This window comes from Streptomyces sp. NPDC051913 (assembly GCF_044593635.1).
GTDB lineage: Bacteria > Actinomycetota > Actinomycetes > Streptomycetales > Streptomycetaceae > Streptomyces.
The window spans coordinates 1-19,190 of record NZ_JBIUCI010000036.1 but is presented as its reverse complement, the minus strand read 5'-3'; the positions used below and the strand labels follow the sequence as shown (position 1 = coordinate 19,190).

Below are 19,190 nucleotides of genomic sequence, written 5' to 3'. Positions count from 1 at the left end.
CTCTGGATCTGACGTGAAGCAGACCGGAGCCGCGCCGTCCGAAAAGCGCCGGTGCGGGCTTCCCCTCCCCGCCCTATCTCCGACTTTCAATCGCTTCAGTCGCTGTCACCCACCGAAGCCGCCTTGACCTGGGCCTCTTTGAAAGCGACCGACAGCGACTCAGCAGAACCCGAGCCCCGCCCCACCGGGCCCGGGCCGCACGGCAACACCGCCACCCCGTACGGCGAACTTCACTCCCTCCTGGCCCATACTGATCTCCTGCAAGCAACGCCAGGACGCGGGAGGAGCCGAAATGCCGGAGCGCACTCATCAGTTCGGCGTGTACGGCGCCCGCGGCATCAAGGGCCACGAGGCCGTAGCCCGTCGCCTGGACGCCCTCGCCGGGTACATCGCCACCCCCGTCACCGCCCGCCGCGGCCTGCTGGCCCGCCTGCACTACCTCACCCGCACCGACCACGCCCGGGCCGCCGCGCGTGCTGCGGGACTGACGGTCACCGACCGCACCCTGAAGGCGTGGCTGGACGGCAGGCGCAGCCCCTCCAAGAAGAACCTCGACCGCATCGAGCAGGCCTACCGCACCGTCCGCCGCCACAACACCGCCCGCTACCTCCTGGCCCGCCTCAACCGCGAGGGCCGCGGCACCCGCGTCGAGATCCACCCCCTCAACCAGTCGCAGGTCCCCCGCCCCCGTCAGCGCATGGTGGAGTTCCGCACGCTCAACATCCGCCACTGGGACCGCATCGTCGACGCCTGGGCCGCCGACAACCTCCAGGCCCTCGACGACGCCTGGGTCGACCAGATCGTGGACCTGGGCTCGCAGTGGGGGCAGTACGAGTACGTGACCAACATCGGGTTCGCGGCCTGAGCGGCCTGGCCCACCCCGGCCCGTGTGGTAGCAATCAACGCAAATAATCACAAACACGTATGTAGCATCCATGGGTCGAGGAGGTACGTGTGCGATCGATACACATACCTTCGACCGGGAGATACATTGCACACTTCGGGTGTCCAGGTTTTTCAGCGGCGGGCGGGGCATGAGTGCGCAGCAGGAGTACAGAGGCCGGCGACTGGGGCTGACGAGCCTCACGGTCGCGGCGAGCGGTCTGCTCGCCCTGCTGATCGGGGTGGCGTTCGCGGTGCTGCTGTGGGCGATCTCCGACGCGAACAGTTCCATCTCGGCCCGTCGTGCCTCCCGTACCGCCCTGGTCGAGGTCGGCGCGATGGAACAGCTGCTCCTCGATCTCGAGACCGGGCAGCGGGGCTTCGTGATCACCCAGCAGGAAACGTTTCTCCAGCCGTGGCGTGAGGCACGTGCCGCACTGCCCGCGGAAGCCCGGCGTTTCACCGGGAGCGCCACCTCCGTGGCTCAGCGGCGCACCGCCGAGGAGATCACCCGGGGCGTCGAGTCGTTCCTGAACGACTACTCGGTACCGCTGGTCGAGATGGTCCGGCGCGACGATCCGGCAGCCTCCTCGCTGAAGACGACCGCCGAGGGCAAGAAGCGCGTCGACACCTTGCGGGCCCAGTTCGACCGGTACATGGCGGACGAACGCGCGCAGCTCGCGGAGCGCACGGACGCCGCCGGGACGAACAGCCGGCAAGCAGTACTGGCCGCGGCGATCGGGCTTGCCGCGTCGACCGCGCTGGTGGCCGTCTTCACGATCCTCCAGCACCGTGCGGTGGTACGGCCGGTGCGCGGCGCCGCAACCGCGGCGGAGGAACTCGCGGGCGGTGATCTGAGCATGCGGATTCCGCCGAGCAGGGTGGCGGAGATCGGGGCGCTGGGCACTTCCTTCAACAGCATGGCCGCCTCGCTCCAGGACACCCGGCGCCGGATCATGGAGAACACCGAGGCCGTGCACCGGCGTACCGCCCGGGACCTGCACGACGGGGCGCAGCAGCGCCTCGTCAGCCTGATGATCGGGCTGCGGCTCGCACGCGAGATGCTCCCCGAGACGGAGGCGGCAACGGCGGACCTGCTGGACCAGTCCATCGACAACGCGCAGACGGCGATCAACGAGCTGCGTGAACTCGCCTCCGGGATCTACCCGCTGGTGCTGACGGTGAAGGGGCTGGTGGCGGCCGTGCAGGACCTGGCGTCCCGGTGCCCGGTACCGACGGTCGTGGAGAGCAAGGACGAGCGCCGTATCTCCTCCACCGTCGAGTCCAACGCGTACTTCGTGGTGGCCGAAGCGGTGACCAACGCCGTCAAGCATGCCGAGGCGTCCCGCATCGACGTGTCCATCGAGTTCGGGGACGTCCTGCGGATCAAGGTCGCCGACGACGGTGTAGGCGGCGTGGGCAAGGCCAGCGCGGGCAGTGGGATCACCGGGCTGACCGACCGGGTGGCGGCGTTCGACGGGAAGCTGGCCATCGACTCGCCGGCCGGGGGCGGCACCGCGATCCTGATCCAGATCCCGATCCGGGACTGACCTGGCCTTGTCAGGGCCCTTGGGTCGGCCGGAGGGGGATGCTCGCGGTGAGTGTGGTTCCGGGCCCGCCACCGCGTCGGCGGTCGTCCTCGCGTCGCACGGCTGATCCGGTACCTGTCTCACGGCTGATCCGCCGTCGGCCTGTTGGTGACGGCGGATCAGAAGGGGCGGGGGCGAGTGGCGGCAACCAGGTCCGTGCCTGGGCCGGGCTCGCCCGTCACCGAGCAGCCACGTCGTGTGTCCCGGTCCTGCCGGCGCTGCCCGCACCCGTGCCGAGCTGCCGTCGTTCGTCGTCGGACAGCCCGCCCCAGACGCCGTAGGTCTCCCCCTGTCTGAGGGCCGCGGCCGCGCAGATGTCGACGACCTCGCACCCGCCGCAGACGGCGCGGGCCCGCTCTTCTCGGACGCGGCGCGCCCGGCCCCGCTCGCCCGGCGGCGAGAAGAAGATGGCGCTGCTCATGCCGCGGCACGCGGCGCGTTGCTGCCACTGCCAGTCGGCCAGCAAGGGACGCACTGTGTTCTTCGGTGTGTTGCGCATGGTCTTCCTCTCTGCCTGCACCTGTCCGGCCACGGCGGCCGGACCCGTCGACGTCACTCGGCCAGCTGGGCCCACTCGTCCCAGTCCACGCCGTCCAGTTCGGTCCCCCGCGGGACCATGTCGTAGGTCCTCGCCAGCCAGCTCACGACCGGCTCGGCCGGGATCTCGAAGACCGCCTTGTGGGTGTTGCCCACGCGGATGCAGAAGGAGGACGGCTCGCCGTCGTGGTCGAGCACCGGCCAGAACGTCACGTCGCCCTCGCCCACCCGGGCGGTCATGCCTTCGGCCAGCAGATCGCGGGACAGTGCCCAGGTCACCGGGCGCACGCCCTCGGTGTCGAGGACCAGGGTGACGGCGAGCGGGTCCTGGGTGTCGTAGGAGAACTCGCACTGCAGCGGCAGGTCGAGCTCGGAGAACACCCAGTGCGTGATCTCCAGTGCGAGCTGGCACTTCTTCATGGTCGCCTCCCAGTAGGGCCTCAGCCGGTCATCCGGCGGGGAACGTAGGTTGTTGTGCTGCTGTGCCGGGCGGGGCTCAGCCGACGGCACGCAGAGCCCGGGGGGTTCGGCGTGCGGCGGCGAGCACCTCGAAGACCGCGATGGCCACCAGGACGGAGCCGCCGACATCGGCCAGCTGCTCCGGTGACACGAAGGGGAAGGCGGTCATGAACAGGCCCGCCGAGACGATCACCGCGTTCAGGACGTCGTCGTAGACGAAGACATGGCTCACCGAGGGCGAGGTCACGGAGATCGCCATGGTCAGTCCCCGCAGCAGCCAGGCACAGCCGGTCCACAGGGCGAGCAGGAACACCGTGTCGGTGCGGCCGGCGAACAGGACCGCGCCCAACGGCAGTGCGGCGAAGCCGCCGCCGGTCAGCAGCCACCGGACGGCCGCCGAGGCCGTGGACCGGCGCACGGCCAGCAGTTGAAGCACTCCCTGGACCGCGATGTGCACCCCGAACAGCTTTCCGGCCTCGGCCGGGGTGGGTACGGGTACGACGATCAGCAGGGCGCCCGCCGCCGCCGAGACCAGCGAACCCGCCAGCATCGTCGCCCGGGTGAGCGCGCCCCCCGGGCGGGCAGCCCATGGGGACGGTGCGGAGTGTGGCGCGGGCCGGCGCATCCGGTCGCCCACCTCAATGCGAGGTGTTTCCAGGTGAACCATGTCCGCTCCCCGTTTCTGGCCGCAGGTGTTCGGTGTCCCTGCGGTGCGTTTCTCGTCCTGCCGGTGAAAACCTTGTCTTCTGTGGGGGATCAAGAGGGTGTTCAGCGGTAGCGCCAAGTCTCGGAGTGGCGGGAAGCCCGGTCTGTCGTGCGCTCCCTCGCCCTTGCTCGGGGTTCCCCCAAGCCTTTGTAGGGCCCACCCCACCTTCGGGCGGACTCCGACCGTTTGACCTGCGACGGCGTACGCCCGCCCGAGCAGGCCGCGACCGCCGGAAACGGCCCGACCCACGCGTAGACCTCGGGTTTTCCCTACAACGACCGTCAGGTGGGCCCGCTGTGGGCGCTCCGGAGTCCTTGACAGCCACCGGGCACGGACAGGACACATGCTGGCCGCGGGCCACACATTCATGTGTGCCTGCCTCCTCCGAGGTGTGACACCTCAGCCGGTCGGCCGCCTCGCTCCTGGGCGGCCTGAGCACACACGCCCCAGGTTAGGATCTCGCCATGAGCCAACCACTGCGGGCGGTGCTCGGAGAAGACCAGCCGTTCATGCGCGAAGGCATCGCGGCCATCCTGCGCAGGGCCGGAATCGACGTGGTCGAGGCCGTCGACAACGCGGTGGATCTCGTCCGGGCCGCCGAGGAACACCACCCCGACGTGGTGATCACCGACATCAGGATGCCTCCCGGTCTGGAGGCGGACGGTCTGCGGGCCGCGCAGAAGATCCGCGCGACGCGGCCGGAGACGGCCGTCATCGTGCTCTCCCAGTTCCTGGAGGCCTCCTACGCGCTCGACCTGGTCGGGGACGACCCGAGCGGCGTCGGCTATCTCCTCAAGGAGAAGGTGGCCAGTCCGCAGATCCTCATCGACGCCGTCGAGCGGGTCCTGGCCCGCGACTCAGCCCTGGACCCCGATGTGATCGCGGCGCTGCTGGGACGCAAGCGCCCGGAGGATCCGCTGGCGGCGCTGACGCCGAAGGAGCGGGAGGTCCTGGCGCTCATGGCGGAGGGCCACTCCAACACGGGGATCTCCGAGCAGCTCTTCGTGAGCGTCGCCGCCGTGGAACGCCATGTCACCGGCATCTTCCTGAAGCTGGGCCTGAACCAGTCGGCCACTGGGCAGCACCGGCGGGTTCTGGCGGTACTGCGCTACCTCGGCCAGTAGAGCGCGGGCCGGTGCTCCGGCGTCAGGGTGTGGTGGGGGTGAAAAGGCTCTTCAGATCGGCGTCGAAGAGTTTGTCCTTGGGGACGAAGGACTCGATGCCCGCGTGCTGGAGTTCCTCGGGTGACCAGAACGACTGGTCGGTGGAGGTCAGCACGATCCGTGGCCGGTCGCTCTGCGGTGTCTCCTGGGTCAGCCGGCGTGCCACGGTCAGTCCGTCGGTGTCGGGCAGGTGCAGATCGAGCAGCAGTCCGTCGGGACGGTGCGTCCGCACCGCGGCCAGCGCCGAGGCGCCGTCCTGAAACTCCGCCACGACATGCAGGCCACGTGCCGTCAGCAGCGTCGTGGCGATGCGGCGGAACCCAGGGTCGTCGTCGACGACGACGATGTTGATGGACATGCCTTCAGCATGCCGAACCCCCTCACCACCAGGCCATAGGGGGAGCCCTACGCTTTGTGTATCGCTCATGCAAAGAGAACCCCTCGGCTGACCCCTCGGCGGACCCCTCGCCGTCCGTCCCCGTTCCCGCTGGTCTGATGCCCGCCGGTCCCACCGGCGAGGGCATGATCTGGATGCCCTTTAGACTGCGGTGATCGCATGACCGCACGGAGCCAGGTGCAGCGCAGCCGGGTCGGCGGATGTCACCGGGCCTCCAGACGTCAGCCGTTGGAGGCCGCTCGATGAATGACCCGGACTCGACCGTCTGCCCGGCCTCTACACGGCTGGTCGGACGGGACAAGGACCTCGCCTTCATCCACTCCTTCTTCAGCAACTCCGAGGTCCATGGCGCCGCCCTGCTGCTGTCGGGCGAGGCCGGGGTGGGCAAGACCGCCGTGCTCGACGCGGTGGCGACCGGGGCCACGCACAACGGCATCCGGGTGCTGCGCGCGGCCGGTGTGCAGTTCGAGGCGGACATCAGCTACGCCGGGCTCAACCAGCTTCTCGTGCCGCTCTTCGACGACTTCGACGTCCTGGACCCGGTCCACCGTGACGCCCTGCGGGTCGCCGTCGGCATCGGCAGCGGTCCGGCGCCGGACCGGCTGCTGACCTCCACGGCGGTCCTGCTGCTGCTCCGGCTGACGGCGGCCCGTACACCGCTGCTGGTCGTCATCGACGACCTGCCGTGGCTGGACCGGGCGACCAACGCCGTGCTCGGTTTCGTGGCCCGGCGGCTGGTCGGCAGCACGATCGGCTTTCTCGCCGCCTCCCGTGAGGGCTCCGAGAGCTTCTTCGAGTCCAGCGGTCTGACCGAGCACCGCCTTGAGCCGTTGGACGACGCTTCGTCGACCGAGCTGCTCGCCCTCGCACACCCCGACGTCTCCCCCGCCGTACGACGCCGTATCGCGGCTGAGGCGCGCGGCAACCCGCTCGCGCTGGTGGAGTTGCCGGTGGCGCTGTCGGCGGAGCAGCGGGCGACGCTGGCGATGGTGCCGGCCGTACTGCCGCTGAGCGAGCGGTTGCAGGCGTTGTTCGCCTCGCGGGTGGCGGAGCTGCCGGCGCGCAGCCGTGAGCTGCTGCTGCTCGCGGCCCTCGACGGGACGGGGGACCTCGCGTCCGTCGAGGCGGCGGCGTCCGGTCGGGCCGATGTCGACGACCTCGTTCCCGCCGAGCAGGCCCGGCTGGTGACGGTCTCCGCGGGCAACCGGCGGCTGTCGTTCCGGCATCCGCTGATCGGTTCCGCGGTGGTGGAGCTGGCGACCGGGACAGAACGCAGGCAAGCCCATCGGGCGCTCGCGGACGTCCTCGGCGGCCAGTTGGAGCGGCGTGCCTGGCATCTGGGCGAGGCGGCGACGGGCCCGGACGAGACGGTCGCCGCCCTGCTGGAGGAGGCCGCGCGCGGCCGGTTGCGCCGCGGGGACGCGCTGGGCGCGGTGGCGGCGCTGACGCGGTCCGCGGGGCTCAGTCCGGCGGCGTCGGACGAGAGCCGCCGACTGGCGGTGGCGGCCTATGTGGGCGTGGACTCCGGAGGTGAACTGGAGGACGCCACCCGGCTGCTCGCCGAGTCCCGGCTCGTTCATCCGGTCGGCGATCAGTCGCTGCACGCGGCTACGGCGTCGGCGTTCCTGCTGATCAACCGGGACGGCGACATCGACACCGCCTACCGGCTGCTGATCGGCGCGATCGAGTCATCGGAGCCCGAGCACCACTACGACGCCTCGGACGAGGGGCTCATCGAGGCGCTGCATCTGCTGATCCTGCTGTGCTGGTACGGCGGTGATCCGAAGCTGTGGGAGCCGATGCTGGCGTTCATGGAGCGGCTCACTCCCGAACCGCCCGAACTGCTCTGGGTGATCACCCGGACCTTCGGCGACCCGGCCCGCACCGGTGCGGCGGCCCTGCCCCGGCTGACGGAGCTGATCGCCACGGTCGGCGACGACCCGACCCGGGTGATCCGGGTCGGCACCGCCTCGGTCTTCGCCGACCGGCTCGGGGACTTCCGGTGGGCCACGCGCCGACTGGTGGAGCAGGGCCGGGCCGGCACCGCGCCGGTGCGCCGGCACCTGGGCGCGCTGATGCATCTGGGCCTGGACTACTTCCATCTGGGCCGGTGGGACGACGCCGCGCAGTTGGCGGCCGAGGGGCTGGCCCTGTGCGAGAACCACGACTACCGGTTCTTCGCCTGGTACTTCCAGTACATCCAGGCGGCGGTGGCGGCGGCGCAGGGGGACGCGGAGACCAGCGCCGCGCTGACCGAGGAGATCGTCCGGTGGGCGATGCCGCGCGGGACGTACGGCGCCCGGTTCTTCGCCTGTCACGCGCGGGCGCTGGCCGCGCTCGGCAGCGGCGACTTCGAGACCGCCTACCAGCACGCCTGCACGCTGAGCCCGCCCGGGACGGTGGCCCCGTACCTGCCGATCGCCCTGTGGGGCACGATGGACCTGGTCGAGGCGGCCATCCGTACCGGCCGGGAGCCGGAGGCCGCGGCGCACGCGGCGGCGATGCGCGCGTCGTCGATGGCCGCGCTGTCGCCGCGGCTGGAGATGCTGGTGCTGGCCTGCGAGGCGCTGACCACACCCGGCCGGCCGGGCCTGGCCCTCTTCGAGCAGGCGTTGTCGCTGCCCGATCCGGAGCGCTGGCCCTTCGACGTGGCGCGGGTGCGGCTCTTCTACGGCGAGCGGCTGCGGCGGCTGCGGGCCACGGCGGATTCCCGGGAGCAACTGGCGCAGGCGTTGGAGGCCTTCCAGCGCCTCGGTGCCAAGCCCTGGGTGACGCGTACGGTGGCGGAGCTGCGGGCCAGTGGCCAGTCCACGCCCGCCGCGGCCCGGCCGGGACCGGTGGCGCTGACCGCGCAGGAGCTGCAGATCGCGACGCTCGCGGCGACCGGGCTGACCAACAAGCAGATCGCCGAGCGGCTGTTCCTGTCTCACCGGACCATCGGTACGCACCTGTACCAGATCTATCCGAAGCTGGGCATCACCTCGCGGGCCGCGCTGCGGGACGCGCTGTCGCAGCTCGACCCGCACGACGGCGGCCAGTGACAGGGCCTGCGCGGTTCCCCCGAGGCCGTTGGACGGTTCCCCAAGTCATTTGACCTATGTCGGGTCCGGGGCTGGCGATCAGAGTGGGGCGGGAGGGCGTCCTTCCGGTCCGCCCTCGACCGGTGGCCGTTCCTGGGGTCGCCCGCACCACGAAAGGGGAACCGGATGCCCGGCGCGTCGGAGAGCCATCCGGACATCCACTGGCCCTCGGGCTTCTCCCCCGATCAGGCACACGGTTTCTGTCAGGCGCAGGCCGTCGTGCACGCCCCGCCCGCCAAGGCCTTCGCGCTGCTCAGTGACGTGGCGCGGTGGCCGGAGTGGGTGCCGGGCATCGCCGAGGTGCGGGCCGGGCCGCTCGCCAGGAGCTTCGAGGTGCGGTTCCATGAGCACCGGTTCGAGATCTTCGTGGGCGAGCATGTGCCGCCGCACCGGCTCGGCTGGTCGGGCATCGGTGCCGGGGTGCAGCTGTACCAGGCGTGGCTGTTCGTCGCGGTCGAGGGCGGCACCCGGGTGGTGACGGAGAACGTGGTCCGCGGCCCCGGCGCCAAGTCGCTCCAGGTGGCGTCCCCGGTGTGGGTGCAGCGGTTGAACTCCCTTTGGCTCGCCCAGCTCAAGAGGCTCTCGGAGAGCGCCCCGTAGGAACCTGCATACGCCGCCGGCCGGCACCCGGTGGGGGCGTCGGCCGGTCGAGGGGCGAGGGGCGGTCGGTCAGGCGGCGGGAACGGACTCCTCGGCGACTGCGGCGGGAGTGGGAGCGGCCTCGCCGGCCTTGCGGGACGGCTTGAGGAAGAGGGCGAGCAGGATGCCGACCGCGAGGGTGGGGGCGATCCAGAGGTAGCCGCCTGCGGTGGCGTGGGCGAAGGCGTCCAGGGCGGTGTCGCGCAGGGCTCCGGGCAGCTGCCCGATGGTGTCGGGGCGGGCGGCGTCGAAGCCGCCGGCGGTGGGCAGGGCGTGGGTGCGGTCGGCGAAGCCGGTGTTGAGGAGGGTGCCGAAGACGGCGACTCCGAAGGCCGCGCCGATGGAGCGGGCGAAGGTGACCACGGCGCTCGCGGCGCCGAGATCGGCGGCGGGCACGCTGTTCTGGACGGTGGTCAGGACGACCATCGGGACCATGCCGATGCCGACGCCGGTGATCAGGAAGTAGACGCTCAGCACGAGGGTGTGGGTGGCGGCGCCGATGGTGCCGAGCAGGAGCAGTCCGGCCAGGTTGGCGACCAGTCCGCCGAGCAGGATCCTGCGCAGCAGCTCGACGCGTGCGGCCCAGCGTCCGGCCAGGGACTGGCTGATGACCAGTCCGGCGACCAGCGGCAGCATGTAGACGCCGGACAGGGTGGCGGAGACGCCGTGGACGATCTGCAGGTAGGTCGGCAGGTAGACCAGTACGGCGAACATGGCGGCGTTGGCGAAGAAGCCGATCAGCGAGGAGAACACCACGGTCCGGGAGCCGAGCATGGCCGGCGGCAGGACGGGGGCGGCGGCGCGGCGCTCGACGGGGACCAGGAGCGCGGCCAGTGCGACGGTCGCGACGATCAGGCCGACGATGGCCGGCGAGCCCCAGCCCCAGCGCTCACCGAACGAGGTGACCAGGACCAGGCCGGTGGCGATGGCGGCCAGCAGGGTCGCGCCGAGGTAGTCGATGCGGGCCTTGCTGCCCCGGGTGGCGGCGGGCAGGGCGCGGGCGGCGATGGTCAGGGCGACGATGCCGACGGGCAGGTTGACCAGGAACGCCCACCGCCAGGAGAGCTGGTCGGTGAAGACACCGCCGAGCAGGGGGCCGACGATGCTGGCGACGCCGTAGACCGAGCCGAACATGCCCTGGTAGCGGCCGCGTTCGCTCGGGGCGACGATGTCGCCGACCAGGGCGAAGGTCAGCACGATCATGCCGCCGCCTCCGATGCCCTGGAGGACGCGGGCGCCGATCAGCTCGGGCAGGTTCTGGGCCAGGCCGCAGGCGACCGAGGCGATCAGGAAGATCGAGGTGGCGGTCAGATAGAGGGGCTTGCGGCCGAACATGTCGCCGAGCTTGCCCCACAGCGGGGTGACGGCGGTCGACGCGAGCAGGTATGCGGCGCTGACCCACGCGATGTCGTCGAACCCGTTGAGGTCCTGTGCGATCCGGGGCAGCGCGGTGGAGACGATCGTCTGGTCCAGGGAAGCGAGCAGCACGGCCAGGATCAGCGCGCTCATCGCGGCGGCGACCCCGCCGACCTTGGGTGATGAGGGCTCGGTTGCCTTCGACATGGAAGGTGGCCTTTCTAGAAGTGGAACATCAGAATGACGAAACCTCTAAGATCTGTCACTTCAATGTAGCACTTAATGGCCAGGGTTCTACTCCCGAGGGGCGTTAGATGTCTCAGGCATCACATTGCGGCACTAGACTCGGGCCGGTGAGAGCCGACGCAGCACGCAATCTGGAAGCCGTCCTGACGACAGGGGCACGCATGCTCGCCGCCGATCCCGGCGCCAGCATCGCGAGCATCGCCGCCGAGGCAGGTGTCGACCGGCGCACCGTCTACCGGCGCTTCGCCAACCGCGACGACCTCCTCGCCGCCATCTACGAAGCCCGCCTCACGGCCATCGAGCACGCCATCGAGGACGCCCGCCTGCGTGAGGCACCCGTCGCGGTCGCCCTGCACCGCTACGTCGAGAACATCATCGGCGTCAACCGGACCTGGCCCGTCGACCTCACCCGCATGCTCGCCGACGACAGCGTCCACACACGCCGCGACGCCTCCATCCACGAGGTCGACGCCTTCCTCCAGCGCGCCACGGACGAGGGCCTGCTGCGCCCCGGCCTGCCCCAGGGCTGGGCGAGCGCGCTGCTGCCGCAGCTGATGCACCTGGTGGCCCGGCAACTGCCCGAGCTGAGCCCGGGCCAGGCCGCGGACGTGGTCGTCGACACCCTGCTGAACGGTCTGGGGACGTCCTGACACACCGAAGGCCCTCGGCGGACACCTTCCTTCAGGTGTCCGCCGAGGGCCTTCGGCGCGGCCGGCGGCGCTGTCACCAGGACACCGCCGCCCACCTCATTCCACGACCTGCCGAGCCGTGTCCGTCTCGGAGGCATCCCGCTTCTCCTCCGCGTCGCGTGGGCGCGAGGCCGCCATGGAGGGCGAGGGCACGGTACCGGGCAGGTGGACGCGGCGGAGTCGGGGCTGTTCGTTCGCGGGGGCGGAGGGCTTCAAGGTCTCTCCCATCGGGGGTGCGACGAGATCGCGGGGGCGAAAAGATCGCGGGGCGAAGAGTGGGTGCCCCGAGAAACCAAAGAAGCGGCCGACACATTCCGCACCGCCTCAGCCCTGCCGCACTCCTTCGAGGAAACGGCCCGCCAGGTCGACGCGTTCGGCGAGCGTGGCCGGTATCTGCCCGAAGTCCACGAAGAGTTCGTGCACGCCCCCCTCGGCGGCGGCCCGCGCATAGTCGACGTACTGGGCGAGAGTGCCCGCCTCCGGCATCCGGTCCGGGTCGGTCTTCGTGTCGGTCAGCTGGGGGTTGACGCGCAGGGCCATGCGCAGAACCGTCGGGTCCCGGTCGGCCTGCACCGCCTCCTTCTGAATGACGTCCCACATGCCCAACAGGTGAGGCAGCGGCATCGCCACGGGCAGCCAGCCGTCGAGCCGCCGTCCGACCCGCCGCAGGCCGCCGGGGCTGAACGCCGCGAGCAGCACCGGCGGTCCGGGCCGCTGGCTCGGCTTGAGGCCCACCACGGTCTCCGGGACGGTGAACAGCGGTCCCTCGTGCGCGAAGACGTCGTTGGCCCAGTACTCCTCCAGGACGTCCAGGGTCTCCTCGAGCCGTGCTCCGCGCCCCTTCCAGGGCACCGAGACCGCGGCGTACTCGTCGGGCATCCAGCCCAGGCCGAGCCCCACGACCAGACGTCCTTGGCTGAGGACGTCGAGGGTGGTCAGGGAGCGGGCCAGCATGAGCGGCGGCAGCCACAGGCCGTTGAGCGTGCTCGTGCCCAGGCGGACCCGGGTGGTGTGGGCCGCGGCGAACGTCAGGGCGACCAGGGGGTCCATGTGGTTCTCGTAGGCGCGCGGCATCTCGCCGGAGGAACTCGGGTACGGGACGGTCGGCACCCGGGGTGCGAGGACGCGGTCGCCGGTCCACAGGGAGTCGTATCCCATCTCCTCGGCGGTGCGGCTGATGCGCTGGATGCCTTCCGGGCCGGCGTCGGGGCCGAAGGTCGGCAGGGCGAGGCCGAGTTTCACAGGTGACTCCTCACGAGGTGACCCGGTCCGGGTCCGGGGTTACGTCCGTCAGCGGGATGCCGAGCAGGGCTTCCAGGGCGGCCACCGTGCGGGCCGGGTCCACGGCGTGGACGGTGGCGAAGCCCAACTCCGCCGCGGGTGGCAGGTGCTGCTCGGTGTCGTCCACGAAGACGCACTCCTCGGCGGTCAGGCCGAGTTCGCGCAACACGATCCGGAAGATCTCCGGTTCCGGCTTGCGCGTGCCGTGCGCTTCGGACAGCACCAGGGCGTCGTACCGCGTCTCCAGGTCGTAGCCGTCGTACAGGTTCCAGGGTTCCAGGCCTACCGAGTTGGACAGGATGCCGACCTTGACGCCCGCGCGGCGGGCGGCGGCGGCCGCGGCGATCAGCGTGGGCTCGGGGCGCAGGTCGGCGAAGATGCGGCCCATCAGGTTGTCCGACGAGATCCCGAGACGGGTGGCCGCCGCCTCGTTCCACTGGGTCTGGGTGAGTCCGCCGCGTTCCAGTTCCTCGGTCAGCCGGATCGCCTCGGGGTCCAGGTAGAGGCCGGTGAGCAGGGTTCCCTCGGCGAGTCCCGCGCGCCGCTCGAAGGCGAACGCCGCGTGGACCAGAGGTGTTGTCAGCACACCACCGAAGTCAAGGACGAGGCCTTTGCGGTGCTGGGTCATGCTCACACCTTAGAAGGTCGCCATGGGACCCCTTCCGCCAGGTCATGTTTCTCGTCGAGAAGTGTCGGCGACCAGGAACATGTGTCGGATGTGAACCTTCGGGGCCGGTGGCTACGTCGTCCCGGTGAGGGGTTCCCCGGCGCCACGGCGACGGCGGCGGGGAACCCGGCGGGGCCGTTCGCCGTAGGAACAGGTCTGGTGAGGTCAGCTCTTCGCGCGGTGCGAGTGGGCCGGGTAGACGCCCAGGACGCGCACCTCGGAGGAGAAGAAGCGCAGTTCGTGCAGGGCGAGGGCGACGCGCTCGTCGTCGGGATGGCCCTCGATCTCGACGTAGAAGCGGCTGGGGTTGAGGCCCGCGCCCATCTGGTAGCTCTCGATCTTGGTGAGGTTGACGCCGCTGCTCGCGAACCCGCCGAGCGCCTTGTACAGCGCGCTGGGGATGTTGCGCACACAGAAGAACAGGCTCGTCATCGTCGGCTCGCCGGTGTGCGGGGCGAAGGCCGCGTCCCTGGACAGGACGACGAAGCGGGTGGTGTTGTCCGGGTCGTCCTCGACCTCGGCACGCAGCACGTCCAGGCCGTAGAGCTCGGCCGCGGCGGGCGGGGCGAGCGCGGCGTGCCGCGGGTCGCCGAGCTCGGCCACCTCGCGGGCGGCGCCGGCGGTGTCATCGCTGACGAGGGTGCGCCAGCCGCCCTCCCGCAGGATCTTGCGGCACTGCCCGAGGGCGTGCACATGGCTGCGTACGCACTCCACCTGGTCCACGGTCGCGCCGGGCACGCCCATCAGGTCGAACCGGATGGCCAGGAAGTACTCGGCGACGATGAACAGCCCCGACTCGGGCAGCAGATGGTGTACGTCGGCGACGCGGCCGGCCGCGGAGTTGTCGACCGGGATGACGGCGACGTCGGCGGCCCCGAGCGTCACGGCGTCCAAGGCCTGTTCGAAGCTGGTGCAGGGCAGTTCGCGGCCGTCGGGAAACAGGGCGCGTGCGGCGGTCGCCGAGTTGGATCCGGGTTCACCCTGATATGCGGCGGTCGTCACCGTGTTCAGCCTTCCTCAGGGAGGTCCTGTCGCGGGGCGGCAGAAGCTCCGTCGTGTAGCGGGCCTGCTGAAGTATGGGTGAACCTGCTTCGATCAGGCTCACCAGGGGGTGCGGGCCGCCACCCCAGTCTGCCGTCAGCGCGTGCTCGTATGCCGCGGCGACCACATGTTGGACGGCCCGCCCGGCACGTGGGACGTGCGCGGCGAGCCGCTGCTCGACGGCGGTCGGCAGACCCTGCCGGGCGGAGGGGGCGTCGTGCAGCATCGCGGCCAGACTCAGCCGCTCGTCGTGCAGTACGGCGGCGAGTTCCGCGGCAGTCGCGGCCGCCTGGCGCCGGGTACTGCCCGCCCCGCCCGCATACGGAGCGGCCAGTACGTCGGTGATACGGCGGGCCGTGCCCAGGGCCAGGGCGGCCACCGCCGTCCAGAGGAACGCCGCGTCGCCGGCGCGCAGCGGTGCGCCCGCCGAGTGCGTGCCGAAGCCGGCGGGAACGTACAGGTCGTCGAGGCGGACCACGGTCCCGGCCCCGACCCGCCCCGACAGCGTCTTCGACGCGACGACGAAGAGGTCGGGTTCGCCGGTGCCCGTCACGGGAAGCGGCAGGGCCAGCCAGGGTTCGGCCTGCTCAGGCGCAGGGAGGCTCCACAGCCCGGAAAGCGTGAAGCCGCCGGGAGCCGGCCGCGCGACAGCTCCAGGAAAATCCCCGTGGCACGCCGCGGCCGACAGTGGGGCGGCCCAGTTCCAGGTGCTCGTCAGGTCCTGCCAGGCCTCGGCCGGGGCGGTGTGCCCCGCCGACTCGCAGGCCGCGAGCACCTGCGCGAGAGGGCTCTCCGGTCCGAGCAGGCGTGGATGGTGGTCACCGTATGTGGGCGTCGTGGGCCTAGGCAGCCTGCTCGCCTCCTTCGGCCGGGGCCGTCGTGACGACGACGTTGTGCACTTCCTCGCCGCGCGCGTAGCGGTGCAGCTGGCGTCGGATGAAGTCCGTGGTCAGGGTGGGGAAGGCATCGGTGAACGCGGCGACATGCGGGGTGATGAGCGCGCCGGGCAGGCTCCACAGGGGGTGTCCGGCGGGCAGGGGTTCGGGGTCCGTGACGTCGAGCGCGACCCGCAGCCGTCCGGCCCGTACCTCCCGGACCACCGCACGTGTGTCGACGAGTTCACCGCGGGCGACGTTGACGAGCAGGGTCCCGTCCTTCAGGAGGGCCAGCGCCTCCGTGCCGAACATCCCGCGCGTGCCCTCGGTCAGCGGCGCGCACAACACCACGGCGTCCACTGTGGGCAGCAGTGCGGGCAGCTCCGCCGCGCCGTGCACCCGGCCGGCCGGTGTGGTGCGCGCGGTCCGGGCCACGAGGACGGCCTCGCACCGGAACGCGCCGAGCCGGGCGGCGACCGCGGCGCCGACCGCGCCGTAGCCGACGACGAGGACCCGCTTGCCGACCAAGGTGGAGCGGACTTCGGGCACCCACTCCCCCTGCGCCTGGTGGGCGGTGAACCGGTCGAGGCCCCGGCACAGGGACAACAGCAGGGTGACCGCCAGTTCGGCGGTGGTCTCGCGGTGCACTCCGCGTCCGGTGGCCAGCCGGGTGCCGGCGGGCAGCTCGTCGAGCAGCGGCGTCATGTGGTCGTAGCCGGAGCTGAGGAGCTGGAGCACTTCGAGGTCGCGCATGCGGGGCAGTACGGGGCGCAGGACGCGTTCGGCGCCGGGTGCGGGGATGCCGACGAGGAAGCGGACGTCGGCGGGGTCGCCGGGCAGTGGGCCGGTGCCGTCCCAGTAGGCGTAGGAGAGCCGGTCAGGCAGGCCTGGAATCTGGTTTCGGTGGTAGGGGAGCCAGACGGTCGCGCCGTCCTTCATCGTGCATCAGCTTCTTCCGCGCTCTGGTGTCACACGTCTTTGGGACGTGTGTGACAGGGACCGTGGTTCACGTGAGCCCTGCCACCCGCATGTGTGAACCGGTTCTTGAGGCGCTGTGCCCCCGGCGCACGGGTAGATATGTGTGAGCCTAGCCCGCAGGTGTCTCGGTCGTCGCTTCGGGTGGGAGTCGGGCCCCAGGTGCGGGGCGGAAGCCGCCGGTCGTAGGGCCAGCCCTACAGACAGCACCTCCACGCATGGGGCCAGCCGTACAACAAGAACGTTTTCGGCCATAGCGGCTGACGGATTCTGCCGTGCGTTCTAGTCTTCTGCGTGAGGTGTGAAGGGGTGGACCACGCTGTCCTCTGCGCAGCCGTCCGAGATCGGTTGCGGGCACGCACCACCCTCGAGTCCGGGCGGCAGACCGCGGGGACACCTGTCACCACGGCAGAGAGGGACAGCAACGTACCCTCACAAATGCTTTGGCGTGATCCATGCGCCTGAACACGAGAGTGTTCGGGCCGGACTGGTTCATCGGGGAAGGGAGTGGGGGACGGTGGAGTCAGTGGTCGGGGCGATGATCGGACGCGACACCGAGCAGGAGGTGCTGTCCGCGTTCGTCGCGGCGCCCGGCGGCAGGGCGCTCGTGCTGCGGGGTGACTCGGGTGTGGGCAAGAGCGCGCTGCTGGGACATGTGTCGCAGCTCGCGGCGGCCGAGCAGTACCGGGTGATCCGGGCGGCCGGAGTGGAGGCGGAGTCGGAGCTGCCGTTCGCCGGTCTGCACCAGTTCCTGTACCCCCTGCTGTCCCACATCGACCGGCTGGACGAGGCCCACCGCAAGGTCTTCGACGTCGTCTTCGGCAGGAGCGAAGGCACTCCTCCGTCGGTCATGACCCTCGGCATCGCCGTCCTCGACCTGCTCTCCCTGGCCGCCTCCCAGCATCCGCTGCTGCTGGTCCTGGACGACGGGCAGTGGCTGGACGAGTCCAGCACCGAGGTGATCGGTTTCGTGGGACGCCGGCTCACCGGCAGCTCGGTCAAGCTCATCGTCGTCCTGCGGGCCGGCGTGCCCTCGGGCTTCGACACCGCCGCACTGCCGGAACTGGCGGTGACGACGCTGTCGGAGCAGGCCGCCGAGCAGATGCTGGACCTGCACCACCCCGGTCTTACCCCCCGGGTGCGCCGCCTGGTCCTGGAGGAGGCTCAGGGCAATCCGCTGGCCCTGCTGGAACTGCCTCCGTACGTGCGCGGCGGCCGAACGCAGCACACACAGGCGGAGCCCTTCGGCTACACCGGCATCCCCCTGCCGCAACGCCTGCAACAGGTCTACGGTGCCCGCATCAAGGCTCTGAGCGACGCCGTCCGCGCGGAGCTGCTGCGCGGTGCCCTGGACGGTGTCGGGGCCGGTACCGCCGCCGGTCAGGCCAGGAGTGGTCGATACCGGATGGTCGACGCCGACGAGGCCACGGAGTACGGGTTGCTGGAGATCGACCCGCTGAGCGGTGACTTCGTCTTCCGGCACCCCCTGGTGCGGTCGTCGGTGGTCCAGACGGCGACTCCCAACGAGCGGCGCGCGGCACATGCCGTACTCGCCGACGTCCACCGCGACGACATCGAACGCCGGGCCACGCACCTGGCGGCCTCCACCGTCGACCCGGACGAGGAGGTCGCCGCCGCCCTGGAGACGGCGGCCGAGTCGGCCACCCGGCGCGGCGGCGCGGTCGCCGCCGTGGCCTGGCTGACCCGCGCCGCCGAACTGAGCGAGACCCCCGAGGAGCGCTCCCGCAGACTGGGCAGCGCGGCGTACGTCGCCGGGCACTCGGGGCGGTTGGACCAGGCACGGCAGCTGGTCCGCGCAGGTGCCGGCGTGGACACCGGCGGTTCCCCGGACTCGGTGGTCGCCTCGGGCTATGTCGCGTTCTTCGAGGACGGGGACATCCGCTCCTCGCAGCACCAGGTCTTCGCGGCGATCGAGAGCCTGCGCGACCGCGGGATCCGGGAGCCGGACGAGGTGCTCACGCGGCTGATCGATCTGCTGCTGGCCATCAGCCAGTACGGCAGTGACGAGGCGTGGTGGCTGCGGGTCCACGAGCTGCTGGACAGTCTGGGTGACCTGGTGCCCACGCACTCGCGCATCTACCAGGACGCGTGGGGCGACGTGGTCCTGCGCGGGGCCGGCGTGGACGAACGGCTGGAGCGCGCCTTCGCCGACGTGCACTCGCTGGAGCCGTGGGACGTCACCAGGCTGGGCGCCGCCGCCTATCACGTGGACACGCTCAGCCGGTACCGGCCGTATCTGCAGCGCATGGTGGACCGCGAGATCGAGACGGGCGCCCTGGCGGACGCCATGACCATGCTGCATCTGATCATGCTGGACCAGATCGGCGTGGGTGAGTGGGACGAGGCGGAGCGGACCGGGCAGCGCTGCCTGGAGCTGACGACGACGCACAAGCACGCGTCGTTCGTCCACCACACGCATGCCTACTTGGGGTTGCTGGCGGCGTTGCGGGGTCAGGTCGAGCACGCCCGGGAGCTCCAGGCCACCGTCGACGCCTGGGCCCGACCCCGCGGCATCGGCTTCCTCACCCAGATCACCGACACCATCGGCACCACCGCCGCCCTCGCCGAAGGCGACTACGAAGCCGCC

The 19,190-nt window shown here is 71.0% G+C and carries 17 protein-coding genes; 7 read left to right on the top strand and 10 right to left on the bottom strand.

Annotation, left to right across the window (positions count from 1 at the left end; translation table 11 throughout):
- Positions 1 to 292: 292 nt before the first annotated feature.
- Both ACIHIX_RS47080 and ACIHIX_RS47075 read left to right on the top strand, forming a co-directional pair.
- Positions 293 to 865 (top strand): transcriptional regulator, encoded by a 573-nt coding sequence (locus ACIHIX_RS47080; RefSeq protein ID WP_399966837.1) that lies wholly within the window; start codon positions 293 to 295, stop codon positions 863 to 865.
- A 169-nt stretch (positions 866 to 1,034) separates the two neighbouring features.
- Positions 1,035 to 2,432: a CHASE3 domain-containing protein gene (locus tag ACIHIX_RS47075; protein ID WP_399966836.1), complete on the top strand. Its 1,398-nt coding sequence runs from the start codon at positions 1,035 to 1,037 to the stop codon at positions 2,430 to 2,432.
- Positions 2,433 to 2,649: 217 nt separating this feature from the next.
- Here the strand turns inward: ACIHIX_RS47075 and ACIHIX_RS47070 are convergent, their stop codons facing one another.
- The 3 genes from ACIHIX_RS47070 to ACIHIX_RS47060 all read right to left on the bottom strand — a co-directional run bounded on the left by ACIHIX_RS47070 (position 2,650) and on the right by ACIHIX_RS47060 (position 4,017).
- A complete protein-coding gene (locus ACIHIX_RS47070) occupies positions 2,650 to 2,970 on the bottom strand; it encodes a WhiB family transcriptional regulator (protein WP_399966835.1) in 321 nt (106 codons plus the stop codon).
- Between the two features lie 53 nt (positions 2,971 to 3,023).
- The gene (locus ACIHIX_RS47065) at positions 3,024 to 3,428 is read right to left on the bottom strand and encodes an SsgA family sporulation/cell division regulator (RefSeq protein ID WP_399966834.1); all 405 of its coding nucleotides are present in this window, start codon (positions 3,426 to 3,428) and stop codon (positions 3,024 to 3,026) included.
- 76 nt (positions 3,429 to 3,504) lie between these two features.
- Complete coding sequence (locus ACIHIX_RS47060) at positions 3,505 to 4,017, bottom strand: hypothetical protein (protein WP_399966833.1); 513 nt, start codon at positions 4,015 to 4,017, stop codon at positions 3,505 to 3,507.
- 620 nt (positions 4,018 to 4,637) lie between these two features.
- Here ACIHIX_RS47060 and ACIHIX_RS47055 point away from each other — a divergent pair.
- Positions 4,638 to 5,297 carry a response regulator transcription factor gene (locus ACIHIX_RS47055; RefSeq protein ID WP_331729261.1) on the top strand — a complete coding sequence of 220 codons (660 nt, stop codon included), beginning with the start codon at positions 4,638 to 4,640 and terminating at the stop codon, positions 5,295 to 5,297.
- A gap of 22 nt (positions 5,298 to 5,319) precedes the next feature.
- Here the strand turns inward: ACIHIX_RS47055 and ACIHIX_RS47050 are convergent, their stop codons facing one another.
- Positions 5,320 to 5,694 carry a response regulator gene (locus tag ACIHIX_RS47050; RefSeq protein WP_399966832.1) on the bottom strand — a complete coding sequence of 125 codons (375 nt, stop codon included), beginning with the start codon at positions 5,692 to 5,694 and terminating at the stop codon, positions 5,320 to 5,322.
- Between the two features lie 281 nt (positions 5,695 to 5,975).
- On the opposite strand from ACIHIX_RS47050, the gene ACIHIX_RS47045 reads away from it, so the two are divergent.
- Positions 5,976 to 8,774: an ATP-binding protein gene (locus ACIHIX_RS47045; protein ID WP_399966831.1), complete on the top strand. Its 2,799-nt coding sequence runs from the start codon at positions 5,976 to 5,978 to the stop codon at positions 8,772 to 8,774.
- 165 nt (positions 8,775 to 8,939) lie between these two features.
- Positions 8,940 to 9,413 (top strand): SRPBCC family protein, encoded by a 474-nt coding sequence (locus ACIHIX_RS47040; protein ID WP_399966830.1) that lies wholly within the window; start codon positions 8,940 to 8,942, stop codon positions 9,411 to 9,413.
- Positions 9,414 to 9,482: 69 nt separating this feature from the next.
- Here the strand turns inward: ACIHIX_RS47040 and ACIHIX_RS47035 are convergent, their stop codons facing one another.
- On the bottom strand, positions 9,483 to 11,015 hold the full coding sequence (locus tag ACIHIX_RS47035; RefSeq protein WP_399966829.1) for an MDR family MFS transporter: 1,533 nt from the start codon (positions 11,013 to 11,015) through the stop codon (positions 9,483 to 9,485).
- A gap of 200 nt (positions 11,016 to 11,215) precedes the next feature.
- Here ACIHIX_RS47035 and ACIHIX_RS47030 point away from each other — a divergent pair, with 200 nt between their 5' ends.
- Positions 11,216 to 11,704 (top strand): TetR/AcrR family transcriptional regulator, encoded by a 489-nt coding sequence (locus ACIHIX_RS47030; RefSeq protein ID WP_399966848.1) that lies wholly within the window; start codon positions 11,216 to 11,218, stop codon positions 11,702 to 11,704.
- Between the two features lie 363 nt (positions 11,705 to 12,067).
- Here the strand turns inward: ACIHIX_RS47030 and ACIHIX_RS47025 are convergent, their stop codons facing one another.
- The 5 genes from ACIHIX_RS47025 to ACIHIX_RS47005 form a co-directional block, all read right to left on the bottom strand.
- Positions 12,068 to 12,985 carry a TIGR03619 family F420-dependent LLM class oxidoreductase gene (locus ACIHIX_RS47025; RefSeq protein WP_399966828.1) on the bottom strand — a complete coding sequence of 306 codons (918 nt, stop codon included), beginning with the start codon at positions 12,983 to 12,985 and terminating at the stop codon, positions 12,068 to 12,070.
- Between the two features lie 10 nt (positions 12,986 to 12,995).
- The gene (locus ACIHIX_RS47020; protein WP_399966827.1) at positions 12,996 to 13,652 is read right to left on the bottom strand and encodes an HAD-IA family hydrolase; all 657 of its coding nucleotides are present in this window, start codon (positions 13,650 to 13,652) and stop codon (positions 12,996 to 12,998) included.
- Between the two features lie 204 nt (positions 13,653 to 13,856).
- Positions 13,857 to 14,693 (bottom strand): prephenate dehydratase, encoded by an 837-nt coding sequence (locus ACIHIX_RS47015; RefSeq protein WP_399966825.1) that lies wholly within the window; start codon positions 14,691 to 14,693, stop codon positions 13,857 to 13,859.
- The gene (locus tag ACIHIX_RS47010) at positions 14,668 to 15,507 is read right to left on the bottom strand and encodes a hypothetical protein (RefSeq protein ID WP_399966824.1); all 840 of its coding nucleotides are present in this window, start codon (positions 15,505 to 15,507) and stop codon (positions 14,668 to 14,670) included. Before ACIHIX_RS47010 ends, ACIHIX_RS47015 begins: the two co-directional genes overlap by 26 nt.
- 67 nt (positions 15,508 to 15,574) lie before the next feature.
- Positions 15,575 to 16,546 carry an NAD(P)-dependent oxidoreductase gene (locus ACIHIX_RS47005; protein WP_399966823.1) on the bottom strand — a complete coding sequence of 324 codons (972 nt, stop codon included), beginning with the start codon at positions 16,544 to 16,546 and terminating at the stop codon, positions 15,575 to 15,577.
- 574 nt (positions 16,547 to 17,120) lie between these two features.
- Here ACIHIX_RS47005 and ACIHIX_RS47000 point away from each other — a divergent pair.
- Positions 17,121 to 19,190, top strand: a 2,070-nt coding sequence (locus tag ACIHIX_RS47000) for an ATP-binding protein (RefSeq protein WP_399966847.1), incomplete at its 3' end; no start/stop codon positions are given.

Coding starts and splice junctions, on each gene's coding strand:
- ACIHIX_RS47080 (WP_399966837.1), top strand. CDS start 293: ATGCCGGAGCGCACTCATCAGTTCGGCGTGTACGGCGCCCGCGGCATC.
- ACIHIX_RS47075 (WP_399966836.1), top strand. CDS start 1,035: ATGAGTGCGCAGCAGGAGTACAGAGGCCGGCGACTGGGGCTGACGAGC.
- ACIHIX_RS47070 (WP_399966835.1), bottom strand. CDS start 2,970: ATGCGCAACACACCGAAGAACACAGTGCGTCCCTTGCTGGCCGACTGG.
- ACIHIX_RS47065 (WP_399966834.1), bottom strand. CDS start 3,428: ATGAAGAAGTGCCAGCTCGCACTGGAGATCACGCACTGGGTGTTCTCC.
- ACIHIX_RS47060 (WP_399966833.1), bottom strand. CDS start 4,017: ATGCTGGCGGGTTCGCTGGTCTCGGCGGCGGCGGGCGCCCTGCTGATC.
- ACIHIX_RS47055 (WP_331729261.1), top strand. CDS start 4,638: ATGAGCCAACCACTGCGGGCGGTGCTCGGAGAAGACCAGCCGTTCATG.
- ACIHIX_RS47050 (WP_399966832.1), bottom strand. CDS start 5,694: ATGTCCATCAACATCGTCGTCGTCGACGACGACCCTGGGTTCCGCCGC.
- ACIHIX_RS47045 (WP_399966831.1), top strand. CDS start 5,976: ATGAATGACCCGGACTCGACCGTCTGCCCGGCCTCTACACGGCTGGTC.
- ACIHIX_RS47040 (WP_399966830.1), top strand. CDS start 8,940: ATGCCCGGCGCGTCGGAGAGCCATCCGGACATCCACTGGCCCTCGGGC.
- ACIHIX_RS47035 (WP_399966829.1), bottom strand. CDS start 11,015: ATGTCGAAGGCAACCGAGCCCTCATCACCCAAGGTCGGCGGGGTCGCC.
- ACIHIX_RS47030 (WP_399966848.1), top strand. CDS start 11,216: ATGCTCGCCGCCGATCCCGGCGCCAGCATCGCGAGCATCGCCGCCGAG.
- ACIHIX_RS47020 (WP_399966827.1), bottom strand. CDS start 13,652: ATGACCCAGCACCGCAAAGGCCTCGTCCTTGACTTCGGTGGTGTGCTG.
- ACIHIX_RS47005 (WP_399966823.1), bottom strand. CDS start 16,546: ATGAAGGACGGCGCGACCGTCTGGCTCCCCTACCACCGAAACCAGATT.